Source organism: Pontibacter russatus, assembly GCF_009931655.1.
GTDB classification, from domain to species: domain Bacteria; phylum Bacteroidota; class Bacteroidia; order Cytophagales; family Hymenobacteraceae; genus Pontibacter; species Pontibacter russatus.
This window is the reverse complement of record NZ_CP047984.1, coordinates 2,180,150-2,206,032: the sequence shown is the minus strand read 5'-3', so window position 1 is coordinate 2,206,032 and position 25,883 is coordinate 2,180,150. Positions and strand designations below refer to the sequence as shown.

The 25,883-nt window shown below is 55.9% G+C and carries 24 protein-coding genes; 11 read left to right on the top strand and 13 right to left on the bottom strand.

What is annotated here, in order from left to right:
• Positions 1-25 precede the first annotated feature (25 nt).
• Entirely contained in the window at positions 26-1,279 is a 1,254-nt protein-coding gene (nusA, locus tag GSQ62_RS08825; protein ID WP_161889166.1) for a transcription termination factor NusA, read from the bottom strand.
• A gap of 7 nt (positions 1,280-1,286) precedes the next feature.
• Entirely contained in the window at positions 1,287-1,760 is a 474-nt protein-coding gene (locus tag GSQ62_RS08820) for a ribosome maturation factor RimP (RefSeq protein WP_237587100.1), read from the bottom strand.
• A gap of 333 nt (positions 1,761-2,093) precedes the next feature.
• Here GSQ62_RS08820 and GSQ62_RS08815 point away from each other — a divergent pair, with 333 nt between their 5' ends.
• The 7 genes from GSQ62_RS08815 to GSQ62_RS08785 all read left to right on the top strand — a co-directional run bounded on the left by GSQ62_RS08815 (position 2,094) and on the right by GSQ62_RS08785 (position 10,334).
• Positions 2,094-3,224: an endonuclease/exonuclease/phosphatase family protein gene (locus tag GSQ62_RS08815; RefSeq protein ID WP_161889165.1), complete on the top strand. Its 1,131-nt coding sequence runs from the start codon at positions 2,094-2,096 to the stop codon at positions 3,222-3,224.
• 105 nt (positions 3,225-3,329) lie between these two features.
• Entirely contained in the window at positions 3,330-4,820 is a 1,491-nt protein-coding gene (gene cysS, locus GSQ62_RS08810) for a cysteine--tRNA ligase (RefSeq protein ID WP_237587099.1), read from the top strand.
• A complete protein-coding gene (locus GSQ62_RS08805; protein WP_161889164.1) occupies positions 4,810-5,817 on the top strand; it encodes a M28 family peptidase in 1,008 nt (335 codons plus the stop codon). The genes cysS and GSQ62_RS08805 overlap by 11 nt, the downstream gene beginning before the upstream one ends.
• A 350-nt stretch (positions 5,818-6,167) precedes the next feature.
• Positions 6,168-7,226 carry a class I fructose-bisphosphate aldolase gene (locus GSQ62_RS08800; RefSeq protein ID WP_161889163.1) on the top strand — a complete coding sequence of 353 codons (1,059 nt, stop codon included), beginning with the start codon at positions 6,168-6,170 and terminating at the stop codon, positions 7,224-7,226.
• 160 nt (positions 7,227-7,386) lie between these two features.
• The gene (gene accD / locus GSQ62_RS08795) at positions 7,387-8,289 is read left to right on the top strand and encodes an acetyl-CoA carboxylase, carboxyltransferase subunit beta (protein WP_161891376.1); all 903 of its coding nucleotides are present in this window, start codon (positions 7,387-7,389) and stop codon (positions 8,287-8,289) included.
• A gap of 282 nt (positions 8,290-8,571) precedes the next feature.
• Complete coding sequence (locus GSQ62_RS08790) at positions 8,572-9,327, top strand: OmpA family protein (protein WP_161889162.1); 756 nt, start codon at positions 8,572-8,574, stop codon at positions 9,325-9,327.
• Positions 9,328-9,626: 299 nt separating this feature from the next.
• Positions 9,627-10,334 (top strand): OmpA family protein, encoded by a 708-nt coding sequence (locus GSQ62_RS08785; protein ID WP_161889161.1) that lies wholly within the window; start codon positions 9,627-9,629, stop codon positions 10,332-10,334.
• 254 nt (positions 10,335-10,588) lie between these two features.
• Here GSQ62_RS08785 and GSQ62_RS08780 read toward each other — a convergent pair whose 3' ends face one another.
• Complete coding sequence (locus GSQ62_RS08780) at positions 10,589-11,215, bottom strand: DUF2238 domain-containing protein (protein ID WP_161889160.1); 627 nt, start codon at positions 11,213-11,215, stop codon at positions 10,589-10,591.
• Positions 11,216-11,391: 176 nt separating this feature from the next.
• Entirely contained in the window at positions 11,392-12,081 is a 690-nt protein-coding gene (locus tag GSQ62_RS08775; RefSeq protein WP_161889159.1) for an MBL fold metallo-hydrolase, read from the bottom strand.
• 232 nt (positions 12,082-12,313) lie between these two features.
• Between GSQ62_RS08775 and GSQ62_RS08770 the strand changes: the two genes are divergently transcribed.
• Entirely contained in the window at positions 12,314-13,021 is a 708-nt protein-coding gene (locus GSQ62_RS08770; RefSeq protein ID WP_161889158.1) for an endonuclease III domain-containing protein, read from the top strand.
• On the opposite strand, the gene GSQ62_RS08765 is transcribed toward GSQ62_RS08770, so the two are convergent.
• From GSQ62_RS08765 to GSQ62_RS08750, 4 genes are all read right to left on the bottom strand, one after another.
• Positions 13,022-13,759 (bottom strand): DUF4184 family protein, encoded by a 738-nt coding sequence (locus GSQ62_RS08765; RefSeq protein WP_161889157.1) that lies wholly within the window; start codon positions 13,757-13,759, stop codon positions 13,022-13,024.
• Between the two features lie 158 nt (positions 13,760-13,917).
• On the bottom strand, positions 13,918-14,841 hold the full coding sequence (locus tag GSQ62_RS08760) for a S66 peptidase family protein (protein WP_161889156.1): 924 nt from the start codon (positions 14,839-14,841) through the stop codon (positions 13,918-13,920).
• Between the two features lie 187 nt (positions 14,842-15,028).
• The gene (locus GSQ62_RS08755; RefSeq protein ID WP_161889155.1) at positions 15,029-15,631 is read right to left on the bottom strand and encodes a porin family protein; all 603 of its coding nucleotides are present in this window, start codon (positions 15,629-15,631) and stop codon (positions 15,029-15,031) included.
• A gap of 182 nt (positions 15,632-15,813) precedes the next feature.
• Positions 15,814-16,206 carry a RidA family protein gene (locus GSQ62_RS08750; RefSeq protein ID WP_161889154.1) on the bottom strand — a complete coding sequence of 131 codons (393 nt, stop codon included), beginning with the start codon at positions 16,204-16,206 and terminating at the stop codon, positions 15,814-15,816.
• 114 nt (positions 16,207-16,320) lie between these two features.
• Here GSQ62_RS08750 and GSQ62_RS08745 point away from each other — a divergent pair, with 114 nt between their 5' ends.
• Positions 16,321-17,298 carry a radical SAM protein gene (locus tag GSQ62_RS08745; RefSeq protein ID WP_161889153.1) on the top strand — a complete coding sequence of 326 codons (978 nt, stop codon included), beginning with the start codon at positions 16,321-16,323 and terminating at the stop codon, positions 17,296-17,298.
• 183 nt (positions 17,299-17,481) lie between these two features.
• Complete coding sequence (locus GSQ62_RS08740; protein WP_161889152.1) at positions 17,482-18,000, top strand: gamma carbonic anhydrase family protein; 519 nt, start codon at positions 17,482-17,484, stop codon at positions 17,998-18,000.
• 3 nt (positions 18,001-18,003) lie between these two features.
• On the opposite strand, the gene GSQ62_RS08735 is transcribed toward GSQ62_RS08740, so the two are convergent.
• The 3 genes from GSQ62_RS08735 to GSQ62_RS08725 form a co-directional block, all read right to left on the bottom strand.
• Complete coding sequence (locus GSQ62_RS08735) at positions 18,004-18,459, bottom strand: hemerythrin domain-containing protein (RefSeq protein WP_161889151.1); 456 nt, start codon at positions 18,457-18,459, stop codon at positions 18,004-18,006.
• Positions 18,459-19,778, bottom strand: a complete 1,320-nt coding sequence (locus GSQ62_RS08730) for a hemolysin family protein (protein ID WP_161889150.1) — start codon at positions 19,776-19,778, stop codon at positions 18,459-18,461. The genes GSQ62_RS08735 and GSQ62_RS08730 overlap by 1 nt, the downstream gene beginning before the upstream one ends.
• Positions 19,779-19,992: 214 nt before the next feature.
• The gene (locus GSQ62_RS08725; RefSeq protein ID WP_161889149.1) at positions 19,993-20,304 is read right to left on the bottom strand and encodes a hypothetical protein; all 312 of its coding nucleotides are present in this window, start codon (positions 20,302-20,304) and stop codon (positions 19,993-19,995) included.
• A gap of 622 nt (positions 20,305-20,926) precedes the next feature.
• Here GSQ62_RS08725 and GSQ62_RS08720 point away from each other — a divergent pair.
• Positions 20,927-23,116, top strand: a complete 2,190-nt coding sequence (locus GSQ62_RS08720; protein ID WP_161889148.1) for a protein-disulfide reductase DsbD family protein — start codon at positions 20,927-20,929, stop codon at positions 23,114-23,116.
• A gap of 204 nt (positions 23,117-23,320) precedes the next feature.
• On the opposite strand, the gene GSQ62_RS08715 is transcribed toward GSQ62_RS08720, so the two are convergent.
• Together GSQ62_RS08715 and GSQ62_RS08710 are read right to left on the bottom strand one after the other, a co-directional pair.
• Positions 23,321-24,358, bottom strand: coding sequence for a DUF1574 family protein (locus GSQ62_RS08715; RefSeq protein ID WP_161889147.1), 1,038 nt, complete (start codon positions 24,356-24,358; stop codon positions 23,321-23,323).
• Position 24,359: 1 nt separating this feature from the next.
• On the bottom strand, positions 24,360-25,847 hold the full coding sequence (locus GSQ62_RS08710) for an MBOAT family O-acyltransferase (RefSeq protein ID WP_161889146.1): 1,488 nt from the start codon (positions 25,845-25,847) through the stop codon (positions 24,360-24,362).
• Positions 25,848-25,883: the final 36 nt, after the last annotated feature.

Genomic DNA, 25,883 nt, shown 5'->3' with positions numbered 1-25,883 from the left:
TAAGGTATCAGCGCACAACTCACAACTATTGATTGTCTTCTTCTTCCAACTCCTCGCGCAGGATCGAGAGCACATCGTCGATGGTTTCCTCCTCCAGCTCGGTGCGGCGCAGCAGATCCTCCTTGCTCACGGCCAGTACGCTCTTCGCGGTGTCGAGGCCGATGCGCCGCAGTTCTGCGATTACCCAGTCCTCGATCTCGTCCGTGAATTCCTCCAGGCTGATGTCCTCCTCGTAGCTCTCCGACTCACGGAACACGTCTATCTCAAGGCCTACCAGGCGGCTTGCCAGCTTGATGTTCTGCCCGCCTTTGCCGATGGCCAGCGACACCTGATCCGGCTTCAGGAAAACCGACACGCGGCCGTTCTCCTCGTCAATCTTCATGCTGCTGATCTTGGCCGGGCTAAGGGCGCGCTGTATATATAGCTCCGTGTTCTCGGTGTAATTGATCACGTCGATGTTCTCGTTCTCCAGCTCGCGCACGATGCTGTGGATGCGGGAGCCCTTCATGCCCACACAGGCGCCCACCGGGTCGATGCGGTCGTCGAACGACTCCACCGCCACCTTGGCGCGCTCGCCGGGCTCGCGCACAATTTTTTTGATGGCGATGAGGCCGTCATATATCTCTGGCACCTCGTTCTCGAACAGGCGCTCCAGGAAGGCGGGGGAGGTGCGGGAAAGAATGATTTTCGGGTTGCCGTTCACGATCTCCACGCGCTGCACCACGGCCCGCACCACGTCGCCTTTGCGGTAGCGGTCTTTTGGGATCTGCTCCGCCTTCGGTATCAGCAACTCGTTCTCCTCCTGGTCAAGCAACAACACCTCGCGGTTCCATACCTGGTACACCTCGCCGGAGATAATCTCTCCCACCTGGTCCTTGTACTTTTGGAAAACCAGCTCCTTCTCCATGTCCTTGATGCGCTGGATCAGGGTCTGGCGGGCGGTCAGCACGGCGCGGCGGCCAAAGTCCTCCAACTTCACCTCTTCCGACACTTCTTCGCCCACCTCAAAGTCAGGCTCAATCTTACGGGCATCCGAAAGGCTGATCTTGTCGTGGTCCCAGATGTCCTCAGAGTTGTCGTCCACAATTTCGCGGTTGCGCCATATCTCCAGGTCACCCTTCTCCACGTTCAGAATGATGTCAAAGTTCTCGTCGGTGGACCACTTCTTGCGGATCATGGTGCGGAACACATCCTCGAGGATGCGCATCATGGTCGGGCGGTCAATGTTCTTGAATTTCGCAAACTCTGCGAACGACTCGATCAGGACTGAACTGTTCATTTGTTTATCATTTAAAAGATATTACAACATTTGCTTTCACAATATCCGCGTAAGGTATTTGCACAGGCACATACGTAGCCTTCTTGCCTTTTAGTTTAACTTCCTCCAGCAGGCCGAGGCCCGCTTCGGTCACTTCCTCCAGCTTCCCGGTTTTCTCCGAGCCGTCCTGCAGCTTCAGTTTCAGGCTGCGGCCCAGATTGCGCTTAAACTGCTGCGGCTGCGTAAGCGGGAAATCGAGGCCCGGCGAGCTTACCTCCAGCACGTAGCTTACTTCTTCGCCAAACTCCTCCTCCATCCTTTTGTTAATGCGGCGGCTGATGGTGGCGCACTGGTCAATGGTGATGCCCTGCTCGCCGTCGGCCAGCACTGTTATCTTCGGGCGCACCGGCGTGTCAGACACGGCCACGTCCACGATAAACAGGTCTTGATCCGGCAGGCTTGCCTCCGCCATCGCTCTTATGGTTGTTGCGGTAAGTGCCATAGCAAACTTTAAGAAATAAAGAAGGGGACTCCGTGTCCCCTCATCTCCTTGGAAATAATGGCAAATTTACTACAAAATCCTAAGATAAACAACATGGGGTGCCGCCGATGCCTCTATTAAATTATCGGAATGCTCTAATTATGACAGCGGCGGCGGCAGAAACCGGCTCGGGCAGGGGCTGTTTGCAGGCCTGTTATGTGACAAAACCGCGCGGGCAATAGTTCGGGTAAGGCCGGGGCTGTCTATATATAAACCAGTGTGGTTTAGTGGGGTTATATATATTCTGCCTTCCGGCGTAGGGTACATACTCTCTTAATTCGTAAGTTTGCTCTTGTGTCGGGTACCTTCAAAAAAATACGCAGGCGTATATGGCTTGTCCTCAACATCGGGGTGGTGTTGTGGGTGTTGGCGGGCGTGTTGTGCCTGCAGGTGCCGCCGCAAAAGTTCTGGCCCGCCGGTTTTGTGGCCTTCTCGCTGCCAGGTGCGCTCGTGTTCAACTTCTTTTTTTTGTTATACTGGGCGCTGCGCCGCTCGTGGCTGTTTGTGCTGCCGCTGGCCGTGCTGCTGCTCGGCTGGAACTACTACGCCCGCCTGTTTCCCATCAACTTCGGCCAGGAACTGCCCCAGGAGGCCAAGACCCTGCAGGTGCTCAGCTTCAACACGCACATGTTCAACGCTTACCTGGGCCAGACACCGCGAGAGGCGGAGGCAGCCAAGGAGATGATTGAATGGATTGCCGAGCACCCGGCGGATGTTTACTGCCTGCAGGAGTTTTACAGCAAGCGCCACTCCAACCTGTATAACACCATCAGCAAGATAGGGGTGCGGTACAACAAGCACCGGTTCTTTTCGGTGGCCAACATAGACCGGGAAAAAGGTGACATCGGGGTCGCTATTTTCTCGAAGTACCCTATTGTGGAGAAAGGGGTGATTAATTTTAACAAGTCGAGCGCCAACCGTGTTATCTGGACTGACCTGGAGGTGAACGGCGACACCGTACGCATCTATGCGGCGCACCTGCAGTCGATGAGCATCAAATCGGAGGACATTGAGAACACGTACTCAGCCATCGGCAACGAGGAGAGCTTTAAAAAGGAAGGCCGTAACCTGGCCAGGCGCCTCCGGAGCGGCTTCGTGGCCAGGGGGGAGCAGGTGGATATGCTGCTGGAGCATGTGCGGGAGTCGCCTTACCGGTCCATCGTGTGCGGCGACTTCAACGACATCCCCTTCAGCTATACTTACAACGAACTGGCCGAGGAGCTGGACAATGCGTTTGTGGAAGCCGGCGCAGGCATAGGCGCCACCTACAACGGGCCGCTCCCTTTCCTGCGCATCGACAACCAGTTTTACACGGATGGGCTCCGGGCTGTCAAGTTTGAGACGCACCACGAAATGAGCCTTTCCGACCACTACCCCATTTCCGCCACCTACGTGGTGGAGCCGCGCGCAGCGGAAACCCGTTAGGAGATAGAAGGCAATATATATAGCTTTGGGCCGCGGTAGGCCTTCCGATAAAGGCAGCGAATATAGAAGTGCGGCACCTGCCGATATGAATACCCGAAATGAATTATGCAACAGAAACTGAACCTGTACAATACGCTGACGCGAAAGAAAGAAGTGTTTGAGCCGCTGCACCCCCCTTTTGTGGGGATGTACGTGTGCGGCCCGACCGTATATGGCGAGCCGCACCTGGGCCACGCCCGCAGCGCCGTTACCTATGATGTGCTCTACCGTTTCCTGAAAAGCGAGGGCTACAAAGTGCGCTACGTGCGCAACGTGACGGACGTGGGCCACCTGGAGAGCGATGCCGACGAGGGGGAGGACAAAATCCAGAAGCGGGCAAAGCTGGAGCATCTGGAACCGATGGAAGTGGTGCAGCACTACACCAACATCTACCACGAGGAACTGCGGAAACTGAACGTGCTGCCCCCGGACATCGAGCCGCGCGCCTCCGGCCACATCATCGAGCAGATACAGATGATACAGGAAATCCTGGACAACGGGCTGGCCTACGAGGTGAACGGGTCAATCTACTTCGATGTGCAGGCCTATAACAAGGACCACCACTACGGCAAGCTGTCGGGCCGCAACATCGACGACCTGATCGGCAACACCCGCGACACCGAGGGGCAGGAGGAAAAGCGCTCGCCCGTAGATTTCGCCCTCTGGAAGAAGGCCTCCCCGGCGCACATCATGCGCTGGCCCTCGCCGTGGGGCGAGGGTTTTCCGGGGTGGCACCTGGAGTGCTCGGCCATGAGCCGCAAGTATTTGGGCACAACCTTTGATATACACGGGGGCGGGCTGGACCTGATGTTCCCGCACCACGAGTGCGAGATTGCCCAGAGCCAGGCCAGCAACAGCCACACCGACGCCGCCCGCTACTGGATACACAACAACATGATCACGGTGGGTGGCCAGAAGATGGGAAAGTCGCTGGGCAACTTCATTAACCTGAGCGAGCTGTTCAGCGGCAACCACGAGATGCTGGAGCAGGCCTATACGCCGATGACGGTGCGCTTCTTTATCCTGCAGGCGCACTACCGCAGCACCCTCGACTTCAGCAACGAGGCGCTGCAGGCGGCCCGCAAAGGCTACACCAGGCTGATGAACGGCCTGGGCATACTGAAGAAGCTGAAGTACCCGGAGGAACCGGCGGAGCCGGACGCCAAACTGAACGAAGAGTTGCTGAAGCTGGCGGAGGACTGCTACCGGGGTATGAACGACGACCTGAACACCGCCCGCACCATCGCCGCGCTGTTCAACCTGCTGAAGAAGATCAACAGTTTGAACCTGGGGCAGATCAGGATGGAGCAGCTGTCGCGCGGCACCTTCGACACCGTCCGGAGCACTTACCAGGAGCTGGTGCTGAACGTGCTGGGGCTGCAGGAAGAGCCGGTGGGCGACCTGGGGGAGATGCTGGACCTGGTGCTGCAGTTTTACAAAGAGGCCAAAGAAACTAAAAATTACGACAAGGTAGACGTGATCCGGGCCGAGCTGAAGAAGCAGGGCATCACGATCAAAGACCTGAAAACAGGAATTGACTGGGCTTATGAAGAATAGATTGAATATGCTGACACTGCTCCTGTGCTGCTCCCTCTTCTTTTACGGGTGCGACTCGGCAGAGAAGGGCGGCGCGCAACAGTCGCAGGCAGAGGAGCAGAAGGAGACGGTGCAGGCACCCGCCTTTAACGCCGACTCGGCCTACGCCTTTGTGGCAAAACAGGTGGCTTTCGGGCCGCGCGTGCCGAACACGGCGGCTCATTACGCCACTGGAGAGTGGATAGTACAAAAGCTGAAGGAATACGGCGCGGAGGTGACAGAGCAGAAGTTTCAGGCGAAGGCCTACGACGGCACCACCCTGAACCTGCGCAACATCATCGCCTCTTTTAACCCTGGCGCCGCTAACCGGGTGCTACTGGCAGCCCATTGGGACACCCGCCCCTTCGCCGACAAAGACGAAACGAAGAAGGATGAGCCGATAGACGGGGCCAACGACGGCGGCAGCGGTGTGGGCGTGCTGCTGGAAATTGCCAGAACGCTGCACGAGGCGGAGAAAAAGCCGGGCGTGGGCGTGGATATGGTCTTCTTTGACGGAGAGGATTACGGGCAGCCGGACAACAGCGACCTGCCTTACCAGCAGGACACCTGGGCGCTGGGCTCGCAGTACTGGAGCAAGAACAAGCATGTGCCCAATTACAGGGCCAACTACGGCATACTGCTGGATATGGTGGGCGCCGAAAACGCCCGCTTTGCACGCGAGGGCCACTCCATGCAGTATGCACGCCCGATAGTGAGCAAAGTGTGGAAGGCCGGAAACAGCATCGGCTACTCCGATTACTTTAAATACGAGAATGCCCCGGCCATTATCGACGACCACTACTACGTGAACAAGCTCGGCGGCATCCGCATGATCGACATTATTGAGTATAACATGAGCAACCCGGACGATTACTTCGGGCCGTACCATCACCGCCACTCCGACAACATGGACGTAATCAGCAAAAATACGCTGAAGGCGGTGGGGCAGACGCTGCTGCATGTTATATATAACGAGTAACCGGCGTCTGAGCCTATATAATTTATGCCTATATATAAGAAGAGCGTCCCGCTGCACTGCGGGACGCTCTTCTTATATATAGGCATATAGGGCTGTAGCGTGTACGGCCATTGCCATTTTCTAAACCGATATATAGCCTGGGGCCCTCCCGGCCAGCTCGGTTCATATAGCCATCAGCGAGAGGCAGTATGTTTTAGAAACCCCGTTAATATGTAGTCGCCGCTAACCGAGCAGCCCAACGGCACCTGCGGCAGCGCGCCCTGTTATCCCGCTACGGCCGCGCCTTTCGCCTGAATTCCCTGCAGACTCGTAAACAGGAAATCATATCCCATCACCAAAACGTAAGGCATATGACCTACAAAGACATTGTCTCGCTGCTTGGTGCTGATGCGGAGAGCCTGCTGCAGCACGAGAGCAAAACTTTCCCGAGGGCGCAACTGCACCTGCCCGGCCCAGACTTCGTGGACAGGGTTTTTGCGCAGACTAACAGGAGTCCGCAGGTGCTGCGCAACCTGCAGCAGCTCTACAGCCACGGCCGCCTGGCGGGTACTGGCTATATATCCATTCTGCCCATAGACCAGGACATCGAGCACACGGCGGGCGCCTCGTTTGCCCCGAACCCCATCTACTTCGATCCGGAAAATATACTGGAGCTGGCCCTGGAGGGCGGCTGCAACGCCGTGGCCACCACCTTCGGCAACCTGGCCATGGTGTCGAGAAAGTACGCGCACAAGATTCCTTTCATCGTCAAGATAAACCACAACGAGCTGCTGACCTACCCCACTAAATACAACCAGATTATGTTTGGCTCGGTGGAGGAGGCCTGGAACCTGGGCGCAGTGGCCGTGGGGGCCACCATCTACTTCGGCTCGGAGGAGTCGTCGCGGCAGATCCTGGAGGTGGCAGAGGCATTCGAGCGGGCGCACCAGCTGGGCATGGCCACTATCCTGTGGTGCTACACCCGCAACAGCGCCTTCAAAAAAGACGGCACCGATTACCATGTGGCCGCCGACCTTACCGGGCAGGCCAACCACCTGGGTGTCACCATCCAGGCCGACATCATCAAGCAGAAACTGCCCGAAACGAACGGCGGCTTCACCGCCATCGGCTTCTCCAAATCAGACAAGCGGATGTACACCGAGCTGAGCACAGACCATCCGGTTGACCTGTGCCGCTATCAGGTGGCCAACTGCTATATGGGCCGCGCGGGGCTCATCAACTCCGGCGGCGAGTCGCAGGGCGATACCGACCTGCAGCAGTCGGTGCGCACGGCGGTCATCAACAAGCGGGCGGGCGGTATGGGCCTGATTCTGGGGCGGCGGGCGTTCCAGCGGGCGTTTGCCGACGGCGTGGAGCTGCTGAACGCCGTGCAGGACGTGTACCTGGCCAGCGAGATTACAGTCGCGTAATTTGTAGCACAACTGCGGATAATTACATATTTTTGTGGCCTGCCTTTCCGGCACCTCTTTTAGGGGATGTACGGGGCAGGTAGTGCGTTTATAGATGCCTTGCTGCCCGGCAAAGCATACACCCAAATTTAAAAGTGCGGCTAGCACGCTTTTGTCTATGATGCCTTGGTTTAAAAGAGTCGAGAAAGGAATACACACCCCCACAGAAGAGAAAAAGGAGACGCCGGACGGGTTGTGGTATAAGTGCCCGGAGTGCAAAGCAGTGACCAGCATGGCCGAGCACCGCAAAAACCTGAACACCTGCGTGAAGTGCGACTACCACGACCGGATTGGCTCGGAGGAGTATTTTGCCATCCTGTTCGACGACAACAAGTACACGGAGATGGACGATAACCTGACCTCCGGCGACCCGCTCCACTTCGTGGATTCCAAGCCGTACCCGCAGCGCATTGCCGCCACAGAGAAAAAGACAGGCCTGAAAGACGCCGTACGGACAGCCTACGGCAAAATGAACGGCCAGGACATCACCATCGCCTGTATGGACTTCGCCTTTATCGGCGGCTCGATGGGCTCGGTGGTAGGCGAGAAGATTGCCCGCGCCATCGACCATGCCCGCGAGGCCCGCACGCCTTTCCTGATGATCTCCAAATCGGGCGGCGCCCGCATGATGGAGGCCGGTTTTTCGCTGATGCAGATGGCGAAAACGTCGGCAAAGCTGGCGCTGCTGTCAGAAGACCGCCTGCCCTATATATCGCTGCTCACCGACCCCACCACCGGCGGCGTGACCGCCTCATATGCGATGCTGGGCGACTTTAATATCTCCGAGCCGGGCGCCCTGATCGGCTTCGCCGGTCCGCGCGTTATCCGCGAGACGATTGGCAAGGACCTGCCCAAGGACTTCCAGAGCGCGGAGTTTGTGCTGGAGCATGGCTTCCTCGACTTTATCGTGGACCGCAAGGCGCTGAAGCAGAAGCTGACAGACCTGCTGGCGATGGTGATGCCGGCAGAGGCGCCAAAGCGTGAGCAACCCAAAAAGCTGGCAGCCTCCACCAAAGCCTCCTGAGTACGCGGTTCCATATAAAAGGCGTGGCCTGCTGCCGGCAGCAGGCCACGCCTTTTATATGCCTATATGATCAATGCGAGCCTGTAATTTTATATGGCTGGAAGCCATGAGGTTAAGGATAAAGCAGGAAAGATATATGGCCAGCAGAATATATAAACGCGCCTTCCCTGCGTTTTGGCATAAGAGTTGCAAACAGTGAGGCGTGCAGGCAGCACAACAGACAGAAACACCATATAAACAGTATCACCAAAACCTATATTGCGAAAATTTACAGACAAGACCATGAAACTAAGAAACTTATCCCTGAGCTCGCTTTTAGCCGTTACCGTGCTTTTCTCCTCGTGCCAGACCACGGCACCTGTGGCAGGCTCAGGCAATACAGAAACAACGACGCAAGCCAAAACCGATGATACGGGAGCGGACAAGCCGGGCATGAAGAAGACCACCAAGGGTGGACTGATCGGGGCCGGTGGCGGCGCCGTGATAGGCGGCCTTATCGGGAACAGGCTGGGCAACACGGCGGCGGGCGCCATCGTGGGCGCGGCGGTAGGCGGTGCCACCGGTGCCATCATCGGGCGGCGCATGGACAAGCAGGCTGAGGAGCTTGAGAAATCGATGGAGAACGCGAAGGTAGAGCGTGTGGGCGAGGCTATTCGCGTAAACTTCGACTCCGGTATTCTCTTCAAGGTGAACTCTGCCGAGCTGAGCCCAAGCGCCAAAAGCGATGTGCAGAAACTGGCCCAGACGCTGAAAGAGTACGACGGCACCAACGTGATCATTGAAGGCCACACCGACAACACCGGCTCTTACGAGCTGAACCAGAAGCTGTCGGAGCGCCGCGCAGAGGCCGTGGCCGCCTACGCCCGCAGCCTGGGTGTGGACGGTTCGCGCCTGCAGGCCAAAGGCTACAGCTACGACCAGCCCATTGCAGACAACAGCACGGCAGAAGGACGCCAGCAGAACCGCCGCGTGGAAATCATTATCGTGGCGAACGAGGAACTGAAACAGGCTGCTGAAAGCGGCGAGATACAGGAGTAAAATAAATTCCTGTTCTATTAAAGCGGCGTCTGCGGGTGTGAACCGGCAGGCGCCTTTTTTACGACGCCTGCTTCCGTCACGGTCTAGCTTAGGCGCGGCTACAACCTGAAAATATTGCTGACGTTTAAGTATATAGTATAGAGTATATGACGTGTTAGTCTCCAGGCAGCATAGGCGGGCGCTTATTTGCATCGGCACGTAACAGGAGTATGGGGCTCCTGTAAATAAAACATTTTGAAATTATAGGAGTATGTACCACAGAGCTTTTGGGTTCGTAAAACTTACTTATGACTAAAACCATGAAAAACTTAAGAATTTATCTCTCCATATTTGCTATTCTGAGCCTGCTCTCCACCTCGTGTACAACAGGCCAGCAGGCAGGCACAAGCTCCGGCAACGACCGTGGCATGAGCAAAACCGCGAAAGGCGGCATCATCGGTGCGGGCTCCGGTGCCGTGGTAGGCGGCGTTATCGGCCGGGTGGCGGGTAACACGGCCGCAGGCGCTATTATCGGGGCCGCGGTGGGCGGCACCACGGGTGCCATCATTGGGCGCCGCATGGACAAGCAGGCCGAGGAACTGCGCCGCGACCTGGAGAACGCCGAGGTGGAGCGTGTGGGGGAAGGCATTAAGATCACCTTCGACTCCGGCATCCTGTTCAACACGAACTCTGCACAACTGCAGCCAAGTGCCGAAACTGAGATTGCCAAGTTGGCCGAGACGCTGAAGAAGTATCCTGATACCAACATCCTGATTGAAGGCCACACAGACAACACGGGTTCGCCAGCCATCAACCAGCCGCTCTCGGAGCGCCGTGCGCAGGCCGTAGCCGATTATGCCGCCTCCATGGGCGTAGACCGGAGCCGTATGACGACCCAGGGCTACGCTGCCGAGCAACCGATTGCAGACAACTCGACCGAAGCCGGCCGTCAGCAGAACCGCCGTGTGGAGATCGCCATCTTCGCGAACGAGAAAATGAAGAAAGCCGCTGAGAAAGGCGAGTTATAAAAAGATAACAGTTTTAAATATATGCCAGCCGCGCCCAAAGGTGCGGCTGGTTTTTTATACTGCCAGTTTAGCCTATATATAAAGAAGCAGCTGTAGCTATGGCGCGTTGTATGGGCATTCATCAAAATGAAAAAGGGGATTCACTGCACTGCTGAGCGTGCTGATCATGGCTATATTAGTGGCTGCAATCGCATCCTGGATTTACTGGCTGTAGAGGCGCTTACTGGCAACGGCGGGGCTGGCAGCAGATGCTGCTACTTCTTCCGCAGCGCGAACGCTGCACCCATGGCAAGCATACCGCCAAGCAAGGCCAGCGCAATGTCTTTCTGCGCGTCCCATATATCGCCCTGCATCCCAAGAAAGGCCGTGCCCTGCGCGGCGCCCTCATATGCCACATCGGCCACCAGCCACTCCACCACCTCGTACAGCGCGCTGAGCGAGAGAATGAACTCCACAGGCAGCAGGTAGCTTAAAACATTTCTCTTGCCGAGGGCGTGAGCCAGCACCTCGTGCAGGGGGTATGCCAGCAGCAGGCCGAAGCCAAAATGCACCAGGCGGTCGTAGTGGTTGCGCTGCAGGTCCAGTTGGTCTTTTAGCCATTCGCCAAACGGGTTGTCGGCATATTGGTGCTGGCTGCCATACACGTGCAGCAGCAGGAACAGGAAAATAAGGGTGTAGCTGGTGTCGGAGAAGCGGAAGATGTTGTAAAAAGCTGTCAGAAAGATGATAAGCGAGAGCGTGAGCGTGTTCTCCATCAGCCAGTTTTCTAAATCCGGCGTGGTGAGGCCGGTATATACCCAGAAGGCGGCAAACAGCACGCTGTACAGCAGGTGCAGCGGCTGGCGCAGGTAAGAGGGGTTAGTGGCGCGGGGCGCGGTCATGCTTTGTGGGTGCCTCTTTCAGAAGCTCTTGTTCCGCTGCAATAACCACAAAAAGGATATATAGTTTCGGTGCGCGCAGGCCATATCAGGGCATATATAGATTTATATGCCAGCTGTCGCAGGGGGCCGTGTACAGTGCTGCCCGAAGGTATGGTATCTGGGCGAACAATTTAGTCTCAGGCCATCAGGGCCTTTTCGTAGAACACGAGCCGGATGGGATTGTCGTCGGGGCTTTTGGTAGGGTCGCAGTGGTAGCCGAACATGGTGATGCCGCTCATATAGGGCAGCAGCTTCTTGTAGTAGGTATGGCCGGTGTTGTCGGCCGAGAAGGTGATGTCGTGGAAAACACAGGTTCTCTTCTCGGGCAGCCGCTCCAGGCGCTCAAACAGCCCCTCGGGCCTGCCCAGGTCGCCGGAGTACACGATGCGGGTATCGTTGTCGAAGATGTAGGCGTAGCTTTGCATCCCCTCCGCGTGCTGCCCATAAGTGTCGATGGGCGTAATGCCCTCCACCTGCTCCAGCGGCACGAACTCCACGTATTTCTCCGGGTCCTTCACCTGTATCTGCAGAAACTGGTATACCTGCTGCCTGAACTGCTCGGATGGGTAAAGAATAATGGGCCGGGGGCTCTTCTCGATGATATGCTTGTACAGGAGCAGGTTAGCGAGGCTGCCGCAGTGGTCGTTGTGCAGGTGCGTGAGGAGGATGTACCCCACCTTCCGTACAAGGCCTTTCTCTACCAGCGTCGGGAACACTGTGAAGCCACAGTCGATCAGTATATGGATGTCTCTGAACTCCAGCAAGGCGGCTGAGTTTCGGTAATCGGTGTCAAACGCGCCTCCTGTCCCTAAAAATTTTATCTGCATACGGGTTCCTAAAAAGTGTCAGCAGGACAATACCATATTGACTAAAGCATATAGCGGGAAACCTTTAAAATAGTTTTGCATATAGTTATAATTTCTGTCGATTAGTGCATGTATGGCAAAATGAAGGCCTGTAGGATGCAAATTTCGGATAATTGCTGCCTGAAATGCCCGCCCCTGCAGCTAACGGAGGCGCCCGCGCCGCCGTATAGGAAAGCTGTAAGACACGCCGCCCATGGATGCCCACACGCTGCCGCCGCAGGAGAAAACGCTGCTGACCCACCAGTTGCTGAACGAGGCTTACAAACGGCTGACCCTCGACAGCCGCCGCAGCCCCATGCACGAGCTGATCTCAACCATGCTCTCGCACCGCACCAACCACGCCGATGAGGAAAAGGCCTACTATACCATGCTGGAGCGCTTTGGCGACTGGGAGGGGGTGCTGCATGCGGACCCGGACGCACTGGCGGACGCCATCAGGACCACCCGCTACCCCGGCCAGAAGGCGCCGCAGATACAGCAGGCGCTGCGGATGATTAAGGAGGAGCGCGGCGAGATCAGCATCGGTTTCCTGCAGGAGATGCCGGTGGAGGAGGCCATGGCCTGGCTCACGCGCCTGCCCGGCGTCGGCCTGAAAACCGCCACGCTGCTCCTGCTCTTCAACTTCAAAAAGCCGGTGCTGCCCGTCGATACGCACGTGTTCCGGGTGAGCCAGCGGGTAGGGTTGATTGGGGCCAGGGTGACCGCCAACAAAGCCCACGAGCTCCTGTTGAAGATGCTCCCCCCGGATGCTACCGAGCTTTTCAACTTCCATAAGCACCTGTTCTGGCACGGCCAGCGCATCTGCACGTTCTACAGCCCCAGGTGCGGGCAGTGCGTGCTCAACGGTTTCTGCAACTATTATCAGGATGTACGGCAGAAGGGAACAGACCAGGCGGGGTAGCTATGTATACTGCCGAAGCCCTAGCTTTCTCAGGACGAGCGGGGCCGCCACCAGGCCCACAAGCACAGCCGCGATATAGATGTAGATGAGATCTCTGCTGATGTATTCCCCGAGCCAAAGCTGCAGGCCTGCAACGGTAACAGCCACGGCGCTGACAGCCAGCCAGTAGGGGGCGACGCTGCGGCAAACGGGCAGCGGCGGGGCTGCCGGCATCCGGATAATAACATATAGCACCACATACGCCCCCACCAGCGAACTGAGGCGCTGCATGATGTAGAAAGCAGAGAACTTCTCGCCTGAAACATATACGTGGCCCAGCATGAAGGGCAGCAAGTTGGCCCCGCGGCCCCCCTTGTGGGTAAAGCTGTCCCAGAATATATGGGAGGCAGCGCCAAGCAAAACGGAGAGAATGACGATGAGGTAGTGTTTCTTAAAGTAGCCGACCCAGTCCTGGTGCCTGAACCCCGCGAGACGCCTGCGTAAAAAGCCGGGCAGGTTGTTGATGAGGGCGTCGCGCACGATGAGGTGGAAGATAAAGGCAATCAGCAGCCCGACGGGCAGGTTGAAGTAGAAAATGCTGCGCCAGGTGTGGCTGTAGGGGTCGTTAGCCGACATGCGGATGAACTTCTCGAAGTCCGGGGCCAGGCTGCCTGCCACCAATCCTGTCAGAGAGGTCCAGCGCCTGAAAACGGCATACACAGGCAAAACAAGGGCAGGGTGCGAAAACGTAAAGGGCATTTAGATGGGTAGTAGCTTTTGCGGCGGCATTTCGGCTTTATACTGCCACAGAAAACATATTGTTGCCCGCAGGCAGCGGCCCGAAAGCAGTTGAAACAGAAAGGTTATATATAAATCATATAGGATTAAGAGCGGAGAATGAACTCCGGCACGGGATGTTAAAGGGAAGCGGAAACGGCGTTGTCTGCAGCTATATAACGCATGCTGACGCCCTCCGGCTGCACCTCCAGCTTTGCTTCGCGGCCGCAGACCAGGGCCAGGTTCAGCGGCTCGTGCCCTACCGGAAAGCCGTAGCACACCGGGTAGTTGTATTTGCCCGTGTGCTCCAGAATGATTTCATAAGCCGTTTTGCCAAACGGAACAGCAGTATCCTTCATGTCGCTCATATCGCCCACAACCAAACCCGCCAGTTTCTCCAGTTTGCCGCTGCGGTCGAGGTGTACCAGCATGCGGTCGATGTGGTAGAGGTACTCGTCCAGGTCTTCGAGAAAAAGAATCTTGCCAGCGGTGCTGCTATCGGAGCGGGTGCCTATGAGGGAGCCGAGCAGTGAGAGGTTTCCGCCTATCAGTTGCCCCTGCGCCGTGCCGGTGCGGTTGAAGCGGTGGGGTGCCACGGTATAAATAAGCTCCGCGCCGAACAAGACTTTGCGCAGCGTCTCAATAGAATCCGCAGTGCCCGCCTGGGGGAAAAGCAGCGGCATGATGGCGTGTATGCTTTCGATGCCCAGGGTATGGACATGGCTGTGCAGGGTGGTGACATCGCTGAAGCCCACGAGCCACTTGGGGTGTTTCCTGAAACGCGTGAAATCAACCTGGTCGATGATGCGGGTGGTGCCGTAGCCGCCGCGCGCGCACACAATGGCTTTGATGCTTTCGTCGTCCAACGCCTTTTGCAGGTCCTGCAGGCGGAGGGCGTCATCGCCTGCAAAATAGTTGTAGCTGGCGCCAATCGTCTCGCCCAGCACCACCTCCAGCCCCCAGCTTTCGAAGGTGCGCACCGCCAACTCTATTTCAGGAAACGTAATTCTTCGGGCAGTGGCAACAATGGCGATGCGGTCGCCGGGGCGTAGGGCTGGTATCATGCTTTGTAAGGGGTGTTGGGGCTAAGTTAGCGTTTTTCAGGTAAAGTTCCGGCGAGGAGTTACATCGTCGGAGACAAAAAGGCCTCTGGTTATATATGGGTGCTAGGCTGAGGTCGCCTCATATATCCTATATATGGGAAGGCCGCCGGAATGTATATTCCGGCGGCCTTCCCATAAGAAAGCAGCGTTACCTGAGCAGCTTATAACCCAGGCTCACGATAAACTGCTGGTTGTTGAACTCCATGCCCGATTGCTGCGTGGGGTTGGTCAGTTGGCGGTTGATGCGCTCGTAGCGCACATCGGCGGTGATGCTGCCAATGTCCACACCCACGCCAGCCTGCAGGCCCCAGTCCGAGTTGTTCATATATTCCTTTATATCCTGTCCCTCGCGCCGGGCGCTGAGCAGGGACGAGGCAACCGGCCCGGCCTGCACCCGGAACACGTTGCCGAAATTATAGCCTACCAGCAGCGGGATATCCAGGCGGTTGAATTTGATGTCCTCCACATGCACCGGCATGGTATCGTCGGCGCTCGAAATCTCCACCTTGCCGCCCGTAGAGGTCAGGATGGCCTCCGGTTGCAGAAAAACGCCTCCAAACTGCAGCCGCACAAAGGCACCGGCATGGTAGCCGGTCACGTTCTCGGCTTTGGCATACTGCCACGGGTCGTTGCGGACTTCCTGAATCTCCACGTTAGCGGTGCTCAAACCTGCTTTCACACCCGCCTGTATCTGCGCCTTTGCAGCCACGCTCGTCGCCACAAATGCCATCAATAGCACGATTCTCCTCATATCTGTTATCGTTTAAGTCTATGTTTGTTTGCCTACTCATAACGGCTGCGAACAAGAATTGGTATTATACGGCAAAAACCATCCCGCAGGGCGTGTGGGCTTTCGGCTTTTAAGGGAGACGAGGGGGAGGGGTATCCGGCTCAAGCAGCATTTATATATAGCTGAGGGAGTGCAAAACTTTTTCAGGTGGAGGCGGGCAGGACGGCGGTGGCCTCGATTTCCACGAGGTGGTCGGGGTGGATGAGGGCGCTGACCTGCACCATGGTGGAGGCCGGTTTTATATCCCGGAAGAACTCCCCGTGCGCGCGGCCCACTTCCTGCCACTGGCTGATGTCGGTCATATAGATGCGGGTGCGCACCACATCCTGCAGCGAGGCCCCGGCCTGCGCCAGCGCCTGCTCTATTTTGCGGAGGGCATATATGGCCTGCTCATAGGCGTCGCCTTTGCCGATTACGTGGTCGCCTTCGGTGGCGGTGGTACCGGAAACCTCAATGGTGTTGCCCATGCGCACGGCGCGGCTGTAGCCTATCTGGTCTTCCCACACCGCCCCGGAGGAGATATTCTGTCTTTTCATTTTTTACGGCTTTGTTTCGTATCTATATATAAATTGGGGTTGAGACAGGCGAAAGCAGGTTCCCCCTTTATTTCCCGGGCATAATCCCTAATTTTGATTTTATAAGACTCAAGAATGCGCCTGACCTCCAAACCTGTGCTCTGCAACTATTACGTTACCTACCGCTGTAACGCAAAGTGCTCGTTCTGCGATATCTGGGAAAAGCCCTCGCCCTATATCACGCTGGAGGACGTGGCGCAGAACCTCCGCGACCTGAAGCGGCTGGGTGTGCAGGTGATAGACTTTACGGGCGGTGAGCCGCTGCTGCATCGCCAGATAGACCAGATGCTGGGCCTGGCGCACGACATGGGCTTTATCACCACGCTCACCACCAACGGCATGCTCTACCCCAAACTGGCCGAGCGGCTGAAGGGCAAAATCGATATGCTGCACTTCTCACTGGACTCTTCAGACAAGGACGAGCACGACAAGGGACGTGGCGTGGCCTGCTATGATTTTGTGATGGAGTCGATTCAGGTGGCGAAGGCGCTGGGGGAGCGGCCGGACATCCTGTTCACGGTGTTCCGGAGCAACCTGCACCAGTTGGAGGAGGTGTACCAGAAGATTATTCTCCCGAACAAGCTGCTGCTCATCATCAACCCGGCGTTTGAGTACAACACCGTGGAAACCGGCGAGCAACTGACGGAGGAAGAACTGGATTACCTGACCGCCTTTGGGAAGCGCAAAAGCGTGTATATGAACGAGGGCTTTCTGCAGCTGCGCCGCGACGGCGGCAACCATACAGCCGACCCGGTTTGCAAGGCCGCCAGCACCACGCTGGTCATCTCGCCCGAAAACGAACTGGTGCTGCCCTGCTACCACCTCGGCACCAAAAGCTACCTCATCAACGGACAACTCTATGCGCTCTACAAATCAGGGGAGGTGGAGGAGCTGAAGCGGCTGGAGGGGCGGCTGCCGGAATGCGAAGGCTGCACCATCAACTGCTATATGCAGCCCAGCTTCGCGGTGGAGGTGAACAAATATTTCTGGAAGGCCCTGCCCAGCACCCTCAAATACAACTACATGAAAGGCACCTGGAAGCGGCTGGTTTGATGGTTGGTTGTTGATTGTTGAAGGCTTTATGGCTTAATTGTTAAATGGTTGATTCATGAATTAGATAGAAGAATATGGGTAGCTGCAGGAGCCGTTAAGAGCAGCTTATATATAAACAATCAACAATCAACAATTTAGCCATTTCATAATCAAGCCATTCAAATTTATTCAAAATTCAACAATATGCCAGTTATACTACCGGTAAAAGGCGTGAAGCCGCAGATGGGGCGCGATTGCTATATAGCCGAGAACGCCACGATTGTGGGCGACGTGATTTTGGGCAATGAGTGCTCGGTGTGGTTCAACGCGGTGATTCGGGGGGATGTGAACAGCATCCGTATCGGCGACAAAACCAACATACAGGATGGCGCCGTGATTCATTGCACTTACCAAAAAGCCGCCACTACCATTGGCAGCAACGTGTCGGTGGGGCACAATGCCATTGTGCATGGCTGCACCGTGGAGGACAATGTGCTGATTGGGATGGGGGCCATCGTGATGGACAATGCGGTGGTGCAGCAAAACTGCATCGTGGCGGCGGGGGCTATTGTGCTGGAAAACACCGTGTGTGAAGCGGGTTATATATATGCGGGCATCCCGGCCAAAAAGGTGAAGCAACTGAGCCCGGAGCAGGTGGAGGGGCTGGCGAAAACAGCAGACAACTACGTGCTGTACAGCAGCTGGTTTACGGGCAGAGGGTAAGAATCAATGCATGTGCAGGGCCACCATTTCCTGCAACTGCTGTAGCTCCTGCTCTGTCATATCGCCCTGCACCTGCTCAAAAAATACACGCTCTTCTTTCCGGATGTGCTGCTCCAGGAGTTTCCCCGCCTCGTGCAGCTTGTCGGGCAGCAGGTCTTCAGCGATTCGGGGCAGCGCCAGTATCAGTGCCTCCAGTTGCCGGTGCTCCGCCTGCAATTCCTCTGTTTGGCGGCGCAGATCCTCTGAAAGGGAGGCGGACAGCGCGAAAACAGTCTCCTCCTCCAGTTTGAAATGCGGCTTCAGGTGCCGCTGCAGCAGGCCCAGGATATGGTCGCGCTTGCCGGGGGGCGTGGTGGGCATGCCTTTGAACGGCGGCGCGCCGTGTTGCAGCAGCCGGGCGGCCAGCAGTCCCTCCTGGTGCTGGCGCGAGATAGGGGCAAGGCTTTCATGGCGTTTCATTAGTTGTCCTCCTCTCCCTGCAGCACTTCCTGGCGCACCTTCAGCAGCACCCACTCCACGCGCCGCTCTGATTTCTCCAGCACCCGCACCTCGTACTCGTTAAAGTCTGTCACCTCGTTCAGGTTTTCGGGTATCTGGCCATATATCACGTTCAGCAGGCCGCCCACTGTTTCGTAGTCTTCACCTTCGGGCAGCGGGTAGGGCAGGAAATCGTTGGCGTCGGAGATGGTGGCCGAGCCGCTCACCTTGTAGTCGAAATCGCCGACTTTCTCCACAATGGGCACTTCCTCGTCGTACTCGTCCTGTATCTCGCCCACCAGTTCCTCGATGATGTCCTCGATGGTGACGATGCCCGACACGCCGCCGAACTCGTCGGTGGCCACGGCCATGTGCATGTGGCGGCGCTGGAACTGTTTCAGCAGCAGGTTTATTTTCTTGGTCTCCGGCACAAAATAGGCAGGGCGCATGAGCTGCTCAATCACGATGGGCTCGCCCCGGCGCACGATGCTCAGGATGTCCTTCACGTACAGGATGCCGACGATGTTGTCGATGTTGCCGTTGTAAACGGGCAGGCGCGAGTAGCCCTCATTGAAGATGAGCTCCATCAGCTCGTGCTCCGACACATTCACGTCCACGGCCACCATCTTGGTGCGCGGCACGAGTATCTGCTTCACCATCCGCTCGTTAAACTCGAACACGTTCTCAATCAGCTGGTGGTGCGCGTCCTGGATGGCGCCGCTCTCCACGCTTTGCTCAAACAGGAGCCGGAGCTCCTCGGCCGAGTGTACCTCCGCGCCATGCACTGCCTGGATTCCCAGCGCGCGCAGCACCATGTTGGCCAAACCGTTCAGCAGCCATATAAACGGCTTGAAAATGATATAAAAGAACCGGAGCGGAAAGGCGATGGCCAGGGCCGTGGACTCGGAGCGCTGGATGGCCAGCGACTTCGGGGCTAGCTCGCCGAACACGATGTGCAGCACCGTGATGATGGCAAAGGATATGGGCAGGGCTATCTTGTGCGCCAGCTCCTCGCTTCCCCCAAAACCAAAGAACCCCATCACGTTGATCACAATCTGGGACACCACGCTCTCGCCAATCCAGCCCAGGCCCAGGGAGGCGAGCGTGATGCCCAGCTGCGTGGCCGAGAGGTAGGCGTCGAGGTGGGTGAGCATGTTCTGCGCCATCCGGGCCATGGTATTGCCTGCCTGCGCACGCAATTCTATCTGCGAGGAGCGCACCTTGACGATGGCAAACTCAGCCGCAACAAAGAAACCGTTCAGAAATACCAGGAATATGGTTAACAGGATGTCTAACGCCATAGGGAGCATTTGCTGTGATGTAGCAGCAAAGGTGTAAAATTAACTAAAATACGCGCTTTTGGCGCAAGAGTACAAGCCGTTGCCGCTAAAACATTCCGGAAATGCCCGTAGCGGGCAGAGGATGGGGTTTTTTTATATATAGCCAGCGCCCGGACGCCGGTAAAACAAAAAGGTGCCGCGAAGCACCTTTTTGTTTTCAGACATGCAACGAAAATCAGGAGCGCAACTGCGTATAGGACGCCTGGGCGGTGGTAAACAACTCGCGGGCGTTGTCCTGAGACAGGCGGTGCTGAAATATCCGCTTCGCCTCCGGCTCAGAGATGATTCTGTAGACATTCGAAATCATGTCGTCCTGGAAGGGGTTGCAGAAGGAGTAGATATACTCATCCGAAAAAGTCCGGTAGATGACGTGGAAGTTGTGCTGCTCGTCACGCATCAGCTTAATGGCTTTGAATACATTCTCAAACGTTTTGCCGCATTCAGTCCGGAGGGTGAAGTCAACATAGCTCTGTAAGGTCGTATCCATATCTAATGTGTTAAAGGGTGGTAAAAGTGGTGGTTTGGCGCGTTGTGTTATGTAAATATTGCAAGATATTTTTTCATTTCATATAAAAGGTTGCCTTTTTGCCGCTTTTATTACGTAGACCCTACAGATTAAAGGGTGTAACTTGAATATTAAGTGGTAAACGGCGATTCATATAGCATGTTCAACGGAAAATGTTTAATTATAGTTATAGGATTATATAAAATTTGTTGAATATTTATTAAAAGTTGCACTTGATTCATGGCAATTTATTGCACTTAAATTGCATATATATGCATAAAGTGCTCTGTATAAGCTTTTGGGGTTGTTTTACTGTAAAATGAATTGCACTGCAGAAACAAAAAATAATCCGCAGAACCTGGCAAGAGGGCAATCCTTATTTGAGACTGATAAAAGATTGAGCCGCTCCGGAGGTATTATGTGGCGGTGCAGGCAACGTTAAGGAAGGTTTGCGTGTTGTTTATGCGGGCACCTGTAAATGGAGGTGCCGGGTGAGGGCAAAAATGCCTATTTTTGTACGAGGCAAGACCTAAGGCGCGCTGGTTGCAACCGCCTCCACCAGTATATATAAGGAGCCAGGCTATATATGATTGACAGCTATAACATGAGATCAAAACTACTCGCCACCTGGCTGCTCTGCCTGGTGGCATTGCTGGCGCAGGCGCAGGTGCTGAAGCCCGCCTCCTGGAGCTACGATGTTTCTAAAAAGCAGGTGGCGGTGGGGGAGGAAGTGGACCTCATCTTCAACGCGAAGATTGACAAGGACTGGTACCTCTACTCCTCGGACTTTGACCCCGACCTGGGGCCGATGGTTACGGAGTTCTCCTTTCAGAAGCACCCGTCTTACGAGTTGGTAGGCGATGTTCAGCCCGTCAACCCCAAGAAAAAATACGACGATATATGGGAGGGGGAGTACACCTACTTTACCGGCACGGCGCAGTTCCGGCAGAAAATCCGCGTGCTGCAGCCCGACCTGCAGGTAAAGGGCGGCTACGAGTACCAGGTGTGTACCGACGTGACCGGCCAGTGCATCCCCTTCGACGATACCTTTGCCTTCACGAGCCAGCAGATAGCCGTTACGGCCGCTGCTACACCTGCCGCCAAGCCCGCAGACAAAGCGCCCGCGAAAACCAAGTCGGCCGCCCCGCAACAGCCCGTTCGGGACACCGTTGCCGCGTTTCAGGACATGACCGCCGAGGATACCAGTGGAACGGAAGCACTTTCCTCGGCCTTTGCGCAGCAGCCGGGCACAACCGAGGGGGCGGCTACTGAAACGTTTTCGGCCACAGTTCCGGCGTCAGAGCCCATGACAGGGCAGGACAGCCTGTGGGCGTTTATGCTGGTGGCCTTCGGCTCGGGGCTGGTGGCGCTGCTCACGCCCTGCGTGTTCCCGATGGTGCCCATGACAGTGAGTTTTTTCACCGGCAGCAGCGGCAGCAAAGGGCAGGCAGTGCTGAAGGCGCTGGTATATGGCCTTTCTATCATCGCCATCTATACCCTCATCGGTACGGTGGTGGCCAAGCTTTTCGGGGCCGACGGGGCCAACTTCATCAGCACGCACTGGCTGCCGAACCTGCTGTTCTTCGCCATTTTCCTGCTCTTTGCCATGTCGTTCTTCGGCATGTTCGAGATTACGCTGCCCAGTTCGTGGCTCACCAAAGTAGACGCGCAGGCCGACAAAGGCGGCTGGGCGGGCGTCTTTTTCATGGCTTTTACGCTGGCGCTGGTGTCCTTTTCCTGCACCGGCCCCATTGTGGGAAGCATTCTGGTGGCATCGGCCGGAGGCGAGACCATACGCCCGGTGGCGGGCATGTTCGGCTTCTCGCTGGCGTTCGCTCTGCCGTTTACCCTTTTTGCCGTCTTCCCGTCGTGGCTGAGCAGCCTGCCCAGGTCCGGTGGCTGGCTCAATTCTGTAAAGGTGGTGCTCGGGTTCATTGAACTGGCACTGGCGCTCAAGTTCCTCAGCGTGGCCGACCAGGTGTACCACTGGGGTATTCTGGACCGGGAGGTATATATAGCGCTCTGGATCGTGATTTTCACGCTGATGGGCTTTTACCTGCTGGGCAAGCTTAAATTCTCCCACGACTCGGACCTGCCCTATATCAGCGTGCCGCGCCTCTTCCTGGCCATCGCCACCTTCGGCTTTGTGCTGTACCTGATACCGGGTATGTTCGGGGCGCCGCTGAAGGCGCTGGCAGGCTACCTGCCGCCGCAGTCTACCCACGACTTTGACCTGAACAGCATCATCCGCCAGAATGCGGGCGGAGGCGGCGCAACAGCCGGGGCAGATCAGTTGTGCGGGGAGCCGAAGTATGGCGACATATTTGAGTTGCCGCACGGGCTGCAGGGCTACTTCGACCTGGAGCAGGCAAAGGCCTGCGCGGCCCAGCAGGGCAAGCCTATCTTCATCGACTTCACCGGCCACGGCTGTGTGAACTGCCGCGAGATGGAGGCCAACGTGTGGTCGGACCCGGCAGTGCTGCAGCGCCTGCGCGAAAATTATGTGATCGTCGCGCTGTACGTGGATGACAAAACCGAGCTGCCGGAGGCGGAGTGGTACACCAGCGCCTACGACAGCAAGGAGAAGAAAACCATCGGCAAGCAAAACGCAGACTACCAGATTACGAAGTTTAACGTGAACGCGCAGCCCTACTACGTGCTGATGGACGCCCAGGAGAATGTGCTGGTGAAGCCCATAGCCTACGATCTGGATGTGGAGAACTTTGTCAACTTCCTGGATGCCGGCGTCGCCTCCTACAAAGCCAGACACGACGCTACGGCGCTGGCGGAATAGGTTTGTTTATATATGACTCGCAGCTCCTGCGAGCGTTTGTTGCTGATTACCAGACACTCGCAGGACCTTCGGACGCTGCGAGTTCATATATAGAAATCAAAAGCCCCGGTCCTATAGGACCGGGGCTTTTGATTTCTATATATAGTGTTTGAAGATTACTTCGCTTAGTTGTAGCGGCGCGATACCACTTCCCGGCTCATCCGCTTATAGCGGGGCATAGGGCTGTTTGTCCTGCTTAGGCTGGATGGTCAAGCTGTGGTTCAGGATGCCTGAAGATTTTAAATCGCTTATAAATAATTTATCGAACTTCTCAGCCCCGCTCTGGGATAAGTGGTTCATGTCTGAGAAGTCGGTAGAGGATATGAGGGAAAGTTCTTTCCGCTCGTTGTAGTCGAAGTAAGGAATGTTGTTCTCCCTGGCGATTCTGGCGATAGTGCTCGTATAGCTGCTGTAGTTTACTACCTTGCGCTTATACTCCTTTGTAACGGGGGTCATGACAAATATCAGCTTCTTGTTGTGGGATTTACAGAGCCTGATGATCTTTTGCAGGTACGCTAGCTGAAGGTCATGAATCGTGGCTTTCTGATACTCTATATCCGCAAGCTCTTCCTTATCCAGTTCATTCTGAGTTGAGAGCGACTCTGTGTAGCCGCCGGAAACGTATCTGAACTCCTCGAATTTCTGCTGCCTGATTTCATGGAGCGGAGTTTGCAGCCTCGTAATATAGGCTGCGAACAGACTGTTGTAAACTGTTCCGTTTTCCAGGTCAAGCACCATTTGAAGTGTGCTCTGATCCAGGTCCGAATTAGATAGTATATCAATAGCAGGCTCTATGCCATCGTTCTTTGCCACCCCCCAATAAAGATCCAGCACCACATACTCAGGTTTGAGGGTTGGCAGGTACTCCTTTAACAGGTAATAGGAATTAAAGAGGGTTTGGGCGGATGTGCCCAGGTTGAAGGCCTCCAGGCCGTTTTTTTCAAAAATGCGCACGTCAAAGCCCCTGTTTACCTGAGACGACCCGATAAAAAGCATGTCCACGTCAGTCGCTTTTTCTGCCTCATTTAACCGCAACAGGGTATAGCCATAGCCACCAGCGGTGTTCAACAGGTTGGGGATCCAGTTTCTGAAGCTATTCGACTCTGTAGGCAGCACGCCCAGGTAAAGGAATGAGACGAGGGAATAGAAGATAAATGTTGTCGCGATTACGATAAACCCTCTGAAGAAGAATAACTTTTTCATCTTAAAACTGAAAGTATATAAATTCTGATTCGGAGAAACTGCCAAACAGCAGGATTGAAGCGATGAGGATGTTATAAGCTGCCACGCGCACCGGGAAGGGATAGCTGGAAATCGCAAGGCGCAGGCTCCCGCTCCGCTGCGCAAGTTCCACCAGCATGAGCACCAAAATGGCCAGCAAACCTATCGTGAAGATTTCTCTGCTTTGCCCCAGGTAAAGCAGATTGCCCCGTGCGCCGTCTTCGTTTGTTACGATGGCCTGTGCAGTTTCTGCCAGTCCGCTAAAAAGGTGCGTTGTTATATACCAGGCGTCTCCGATTGTGTTTGCTCTGAAAAACACCCATGCCAGGCAAACCAGGGCGAATGTGGTGCCTATCTGGGCGACCTTGTAGGTCTGTGGCCGGCCAGCCAGCCCGAGGGCGTCCACGGCTGCGTTGCGTCTTCTCTTCGTCAGCTCCGCAAACACCAAGTAAAACCCATGCAACGCCCCCCACACCACGAAAGTCCAGTTGGCCCCGTGCCATATCCCGCTCACCAGGAACACGATAAACAGGTTGTAGTACCAGCGCCACTTCACCACGCGATTGCCGCCCAGGGGGATATATAAATAGTCGCGGAACCAGGTGGAGAGCGAGATGTGCCAGCGCGCCCAGAATTCCCGGATGGACTTGGAGAAGTAGGGCCTGCGGAAGTTCTCCATCAGCCGAAAGCCCATCACCTGCGCCGCCCCGATGGCGATGTCAGAGTAACCCGAGAAGTCGCAGTAAATCTGGAAAGCGAAGAAAACGGTGCCGATGATGAGCGGAATGCCCTCATAATCTGTCGGGTTATTGTACACATGGTTTACCATCACCGCAAGGCGATCGGCAATAACGATTTTCTTGAACAAGCCCCAGGCCATCAATTTGAGGCCATTAGCTGCATTCTGGTAATTGAAGTCATGCTTCTCCTTCAGCTGGCCCAGCAGGTTCCCTGCCCGCTCAATCGGCCCGGCCACCAGCTGCGGGAAGAAGGTGACAAACAGGGCAAAGATGCCCAGGTGCTTCTCCGCCTTTATCCTGCCATAATACACATCAATGGTGTAGCTCATCGTCTGGAAGGTGTAAAACGAGATGCCCATGGGCAGCAGCAGCTCAAAGGCGGGTGCCGCGTACGGCACGTCCAGCAAACGCGCAAGGTCGGCAGCGGCCTCGTTAAAGAAATTATAATACTTGAAAGTAAACAAGATGCCCAGGTTGGAAAGCAGGCTCAGCCAAAGCCAGGGCTTGCGCTTTGCCCTTTCTGATTCTGCGTACCTGTCCATCATCCGGCTGCACACGTAGTCAATCAGGGTGGAGATGACCAGGATGATGGCGTAGTCCACCCGCCAGAACATGTAGAAGGTATAGCTGGCAATGAGCAGCAGCACCCACCGGAGACGGTAGGGCAGCAGGAAGTAGAGTGCTGCAACCGTCGGGAAAAAGACAAGGAAATCAAGTGAATTAAAAAGCATGTGATGCCGAAGGAGATTTTAATGATGCTACAACTA

Bases quoted from the DNA above. Each gene is read 5' to 3' on its own strand.
- GSQ62_RS08770 (WP_161889158.1), top strand. From the start codon at position 12,314: ATGGATGCCCACACGCTGCCGCCGCAGGAGAAAACGCTGCTGACCCAC.
- cysS (WP_237587099.1), top strand. From the start codon at position 3,330: ATGCAACAGAAACTGAACCTGTACAATACGCTGACGCGAAAGAAAGAA.
- GSQ62_RS08800 (WP_161889163.1), top strand. From the start codon at position 6,168: ATGACCTACAAAGACATTGTCTCGCTGCTTGGTGCTGATGCGGAGAGC.
- GSQ62_RS08755 (WP_161889155.1), bottom strand. From the start codon at position 15,631: ATGAGGAGAATCGTGCTATTGATGGCATTTGTGGCGACGAGCGTGGCT.
- GSQ62_RS08725 (WP_161889149.1), bottom strand. From the start codon at position 20,304: ATGGATACGACCTTACAGAGCTATGTTGACTTCACCCTCCGGACTGAA.
- accD (WP_161891376.1), top strand. From the start codon at position 7,387: ATGCCTTGGTTTAAAAGAGTCGAGAAAGGAATACACACCCCCACAGAA.
- GSQ62_RS08745 (WP_161889153.1), top strand. From the start codon at position 16,321: ATGCGCCTGACCTCCAAACCTGTGCTCTGCAACTATTACGTTACCTAC.
- GSQ62_RS08765 (WP_161889157.1), bottom strand. From the start codon at position 13,759: ATGCCCTTTACGTTTTCGCACCCTGCCCTTGTTTTGCCTGTGTATGCC.
- GSQ62_RS08735 (WP_161889151.1), bottom strand. From the start codon at position 18,459: ATGAAACGCCATGAAAGCCTTGCCCCTATCTCGCGCCAGCACCAGGAG.
- GSQ62_RS08740 (WP_161889152.1), top strand. From the start codon at position 17,482: ATGCCAGTTATACTACCGGTAAAAGGCGTGAAGCCGCAGATGGGGCGC.
- GSQ62_RS08730 (WP_161889150.1), bottom strand. From the start codon at position 19,778: ATGGCGTTAGACATCCTGTTAACCATATTCCTGGTATTTCTGAACGGT.
- GSQ62_RS08790 (WP_161889162.1), top strand. From the start codon at position 8,572: ATGAAACTAAGAAACTTATCCCTGAGCTCGCTTTTAGCCGTTACCGTG.
- GSQ62_RS08750 (WP_161889154.1), bottom strand. From the start codon at position 16,206: ATGAAAAGACAGAATATCTCCTCCGGGGCGGTGTGGGAAGACCAGATA.
- GSQ62_RS08775 (WP_161889159.1), bottom strand. From the start codon at position 12,081: ATGCAGATAAAATTTTTAGGGACAGGAGGCGCGTTTGACACCGATTAC.
- GSQ62_RS08780 (WP_161889160.1), bottom strand. From the start codon at position 11,215: ATGACCGCGCCCCGCGCCACTAACCCCTCTTACCTGCGCCAGCCGCTG.
- GSQ62_RS08820 (WP_237587100.1), bottom strand. From the start codon at position 1,760: ATGGCACTTACCGCAACAACCATAAGAGCGATGGCGGAGGCAAGCCTG.
- GSQ62_RS08710 (WP_161889146.1), bottom strand. From the start codon at position 25,847: ATGCTTTTTAATTCACTTGATTTCCTTGTCTTTTTCCCGACGGTTGCA.
- GSQ62_RS08760 (WP_161889156.1), bottom strand. From the start codon at position 14,841: ATGATACCAGCCCTACGCCCCGGCGACCGCATCGCCATTGTTGCCACT.
- GSQ62_RS08720 (WP_161889148.1), top strand. From the start codon at position 20,927: ATGAGATCAAAACTACTCGCCACCTGGCTGCTCTGCCTGGTGGCATTG.
- nusA (WP_161889166.1), bottom strand. From the start codon at position 1,279: ATGAACAGTTCAGTCCTGATCGAGTCGTTCGCAGAGTTTGCGAAATTC.
- GSQ62_RS08805 (WP_161889164.1), top strand. From the start codon at position 4,810: ATGAAGAATAGATTGAATATGCTGACACTGCTCCTGTGCTGCTCCCTC.
- GSQ62_RS08785 (WP_161889161.1), top strand. From the start codon at position 9,627: ATGAAAAACTTAAGAATTTATCTCTCCATATTTGCTATTCTGAGCCTG.
- GSQ62_RS08715 (WP_161889147.1), bottom strand. From the start codon at position 24,358: ATGAAAAAGTTATTCTTCTTCAGAGGGTTTATCGTAATCGCGACAACA.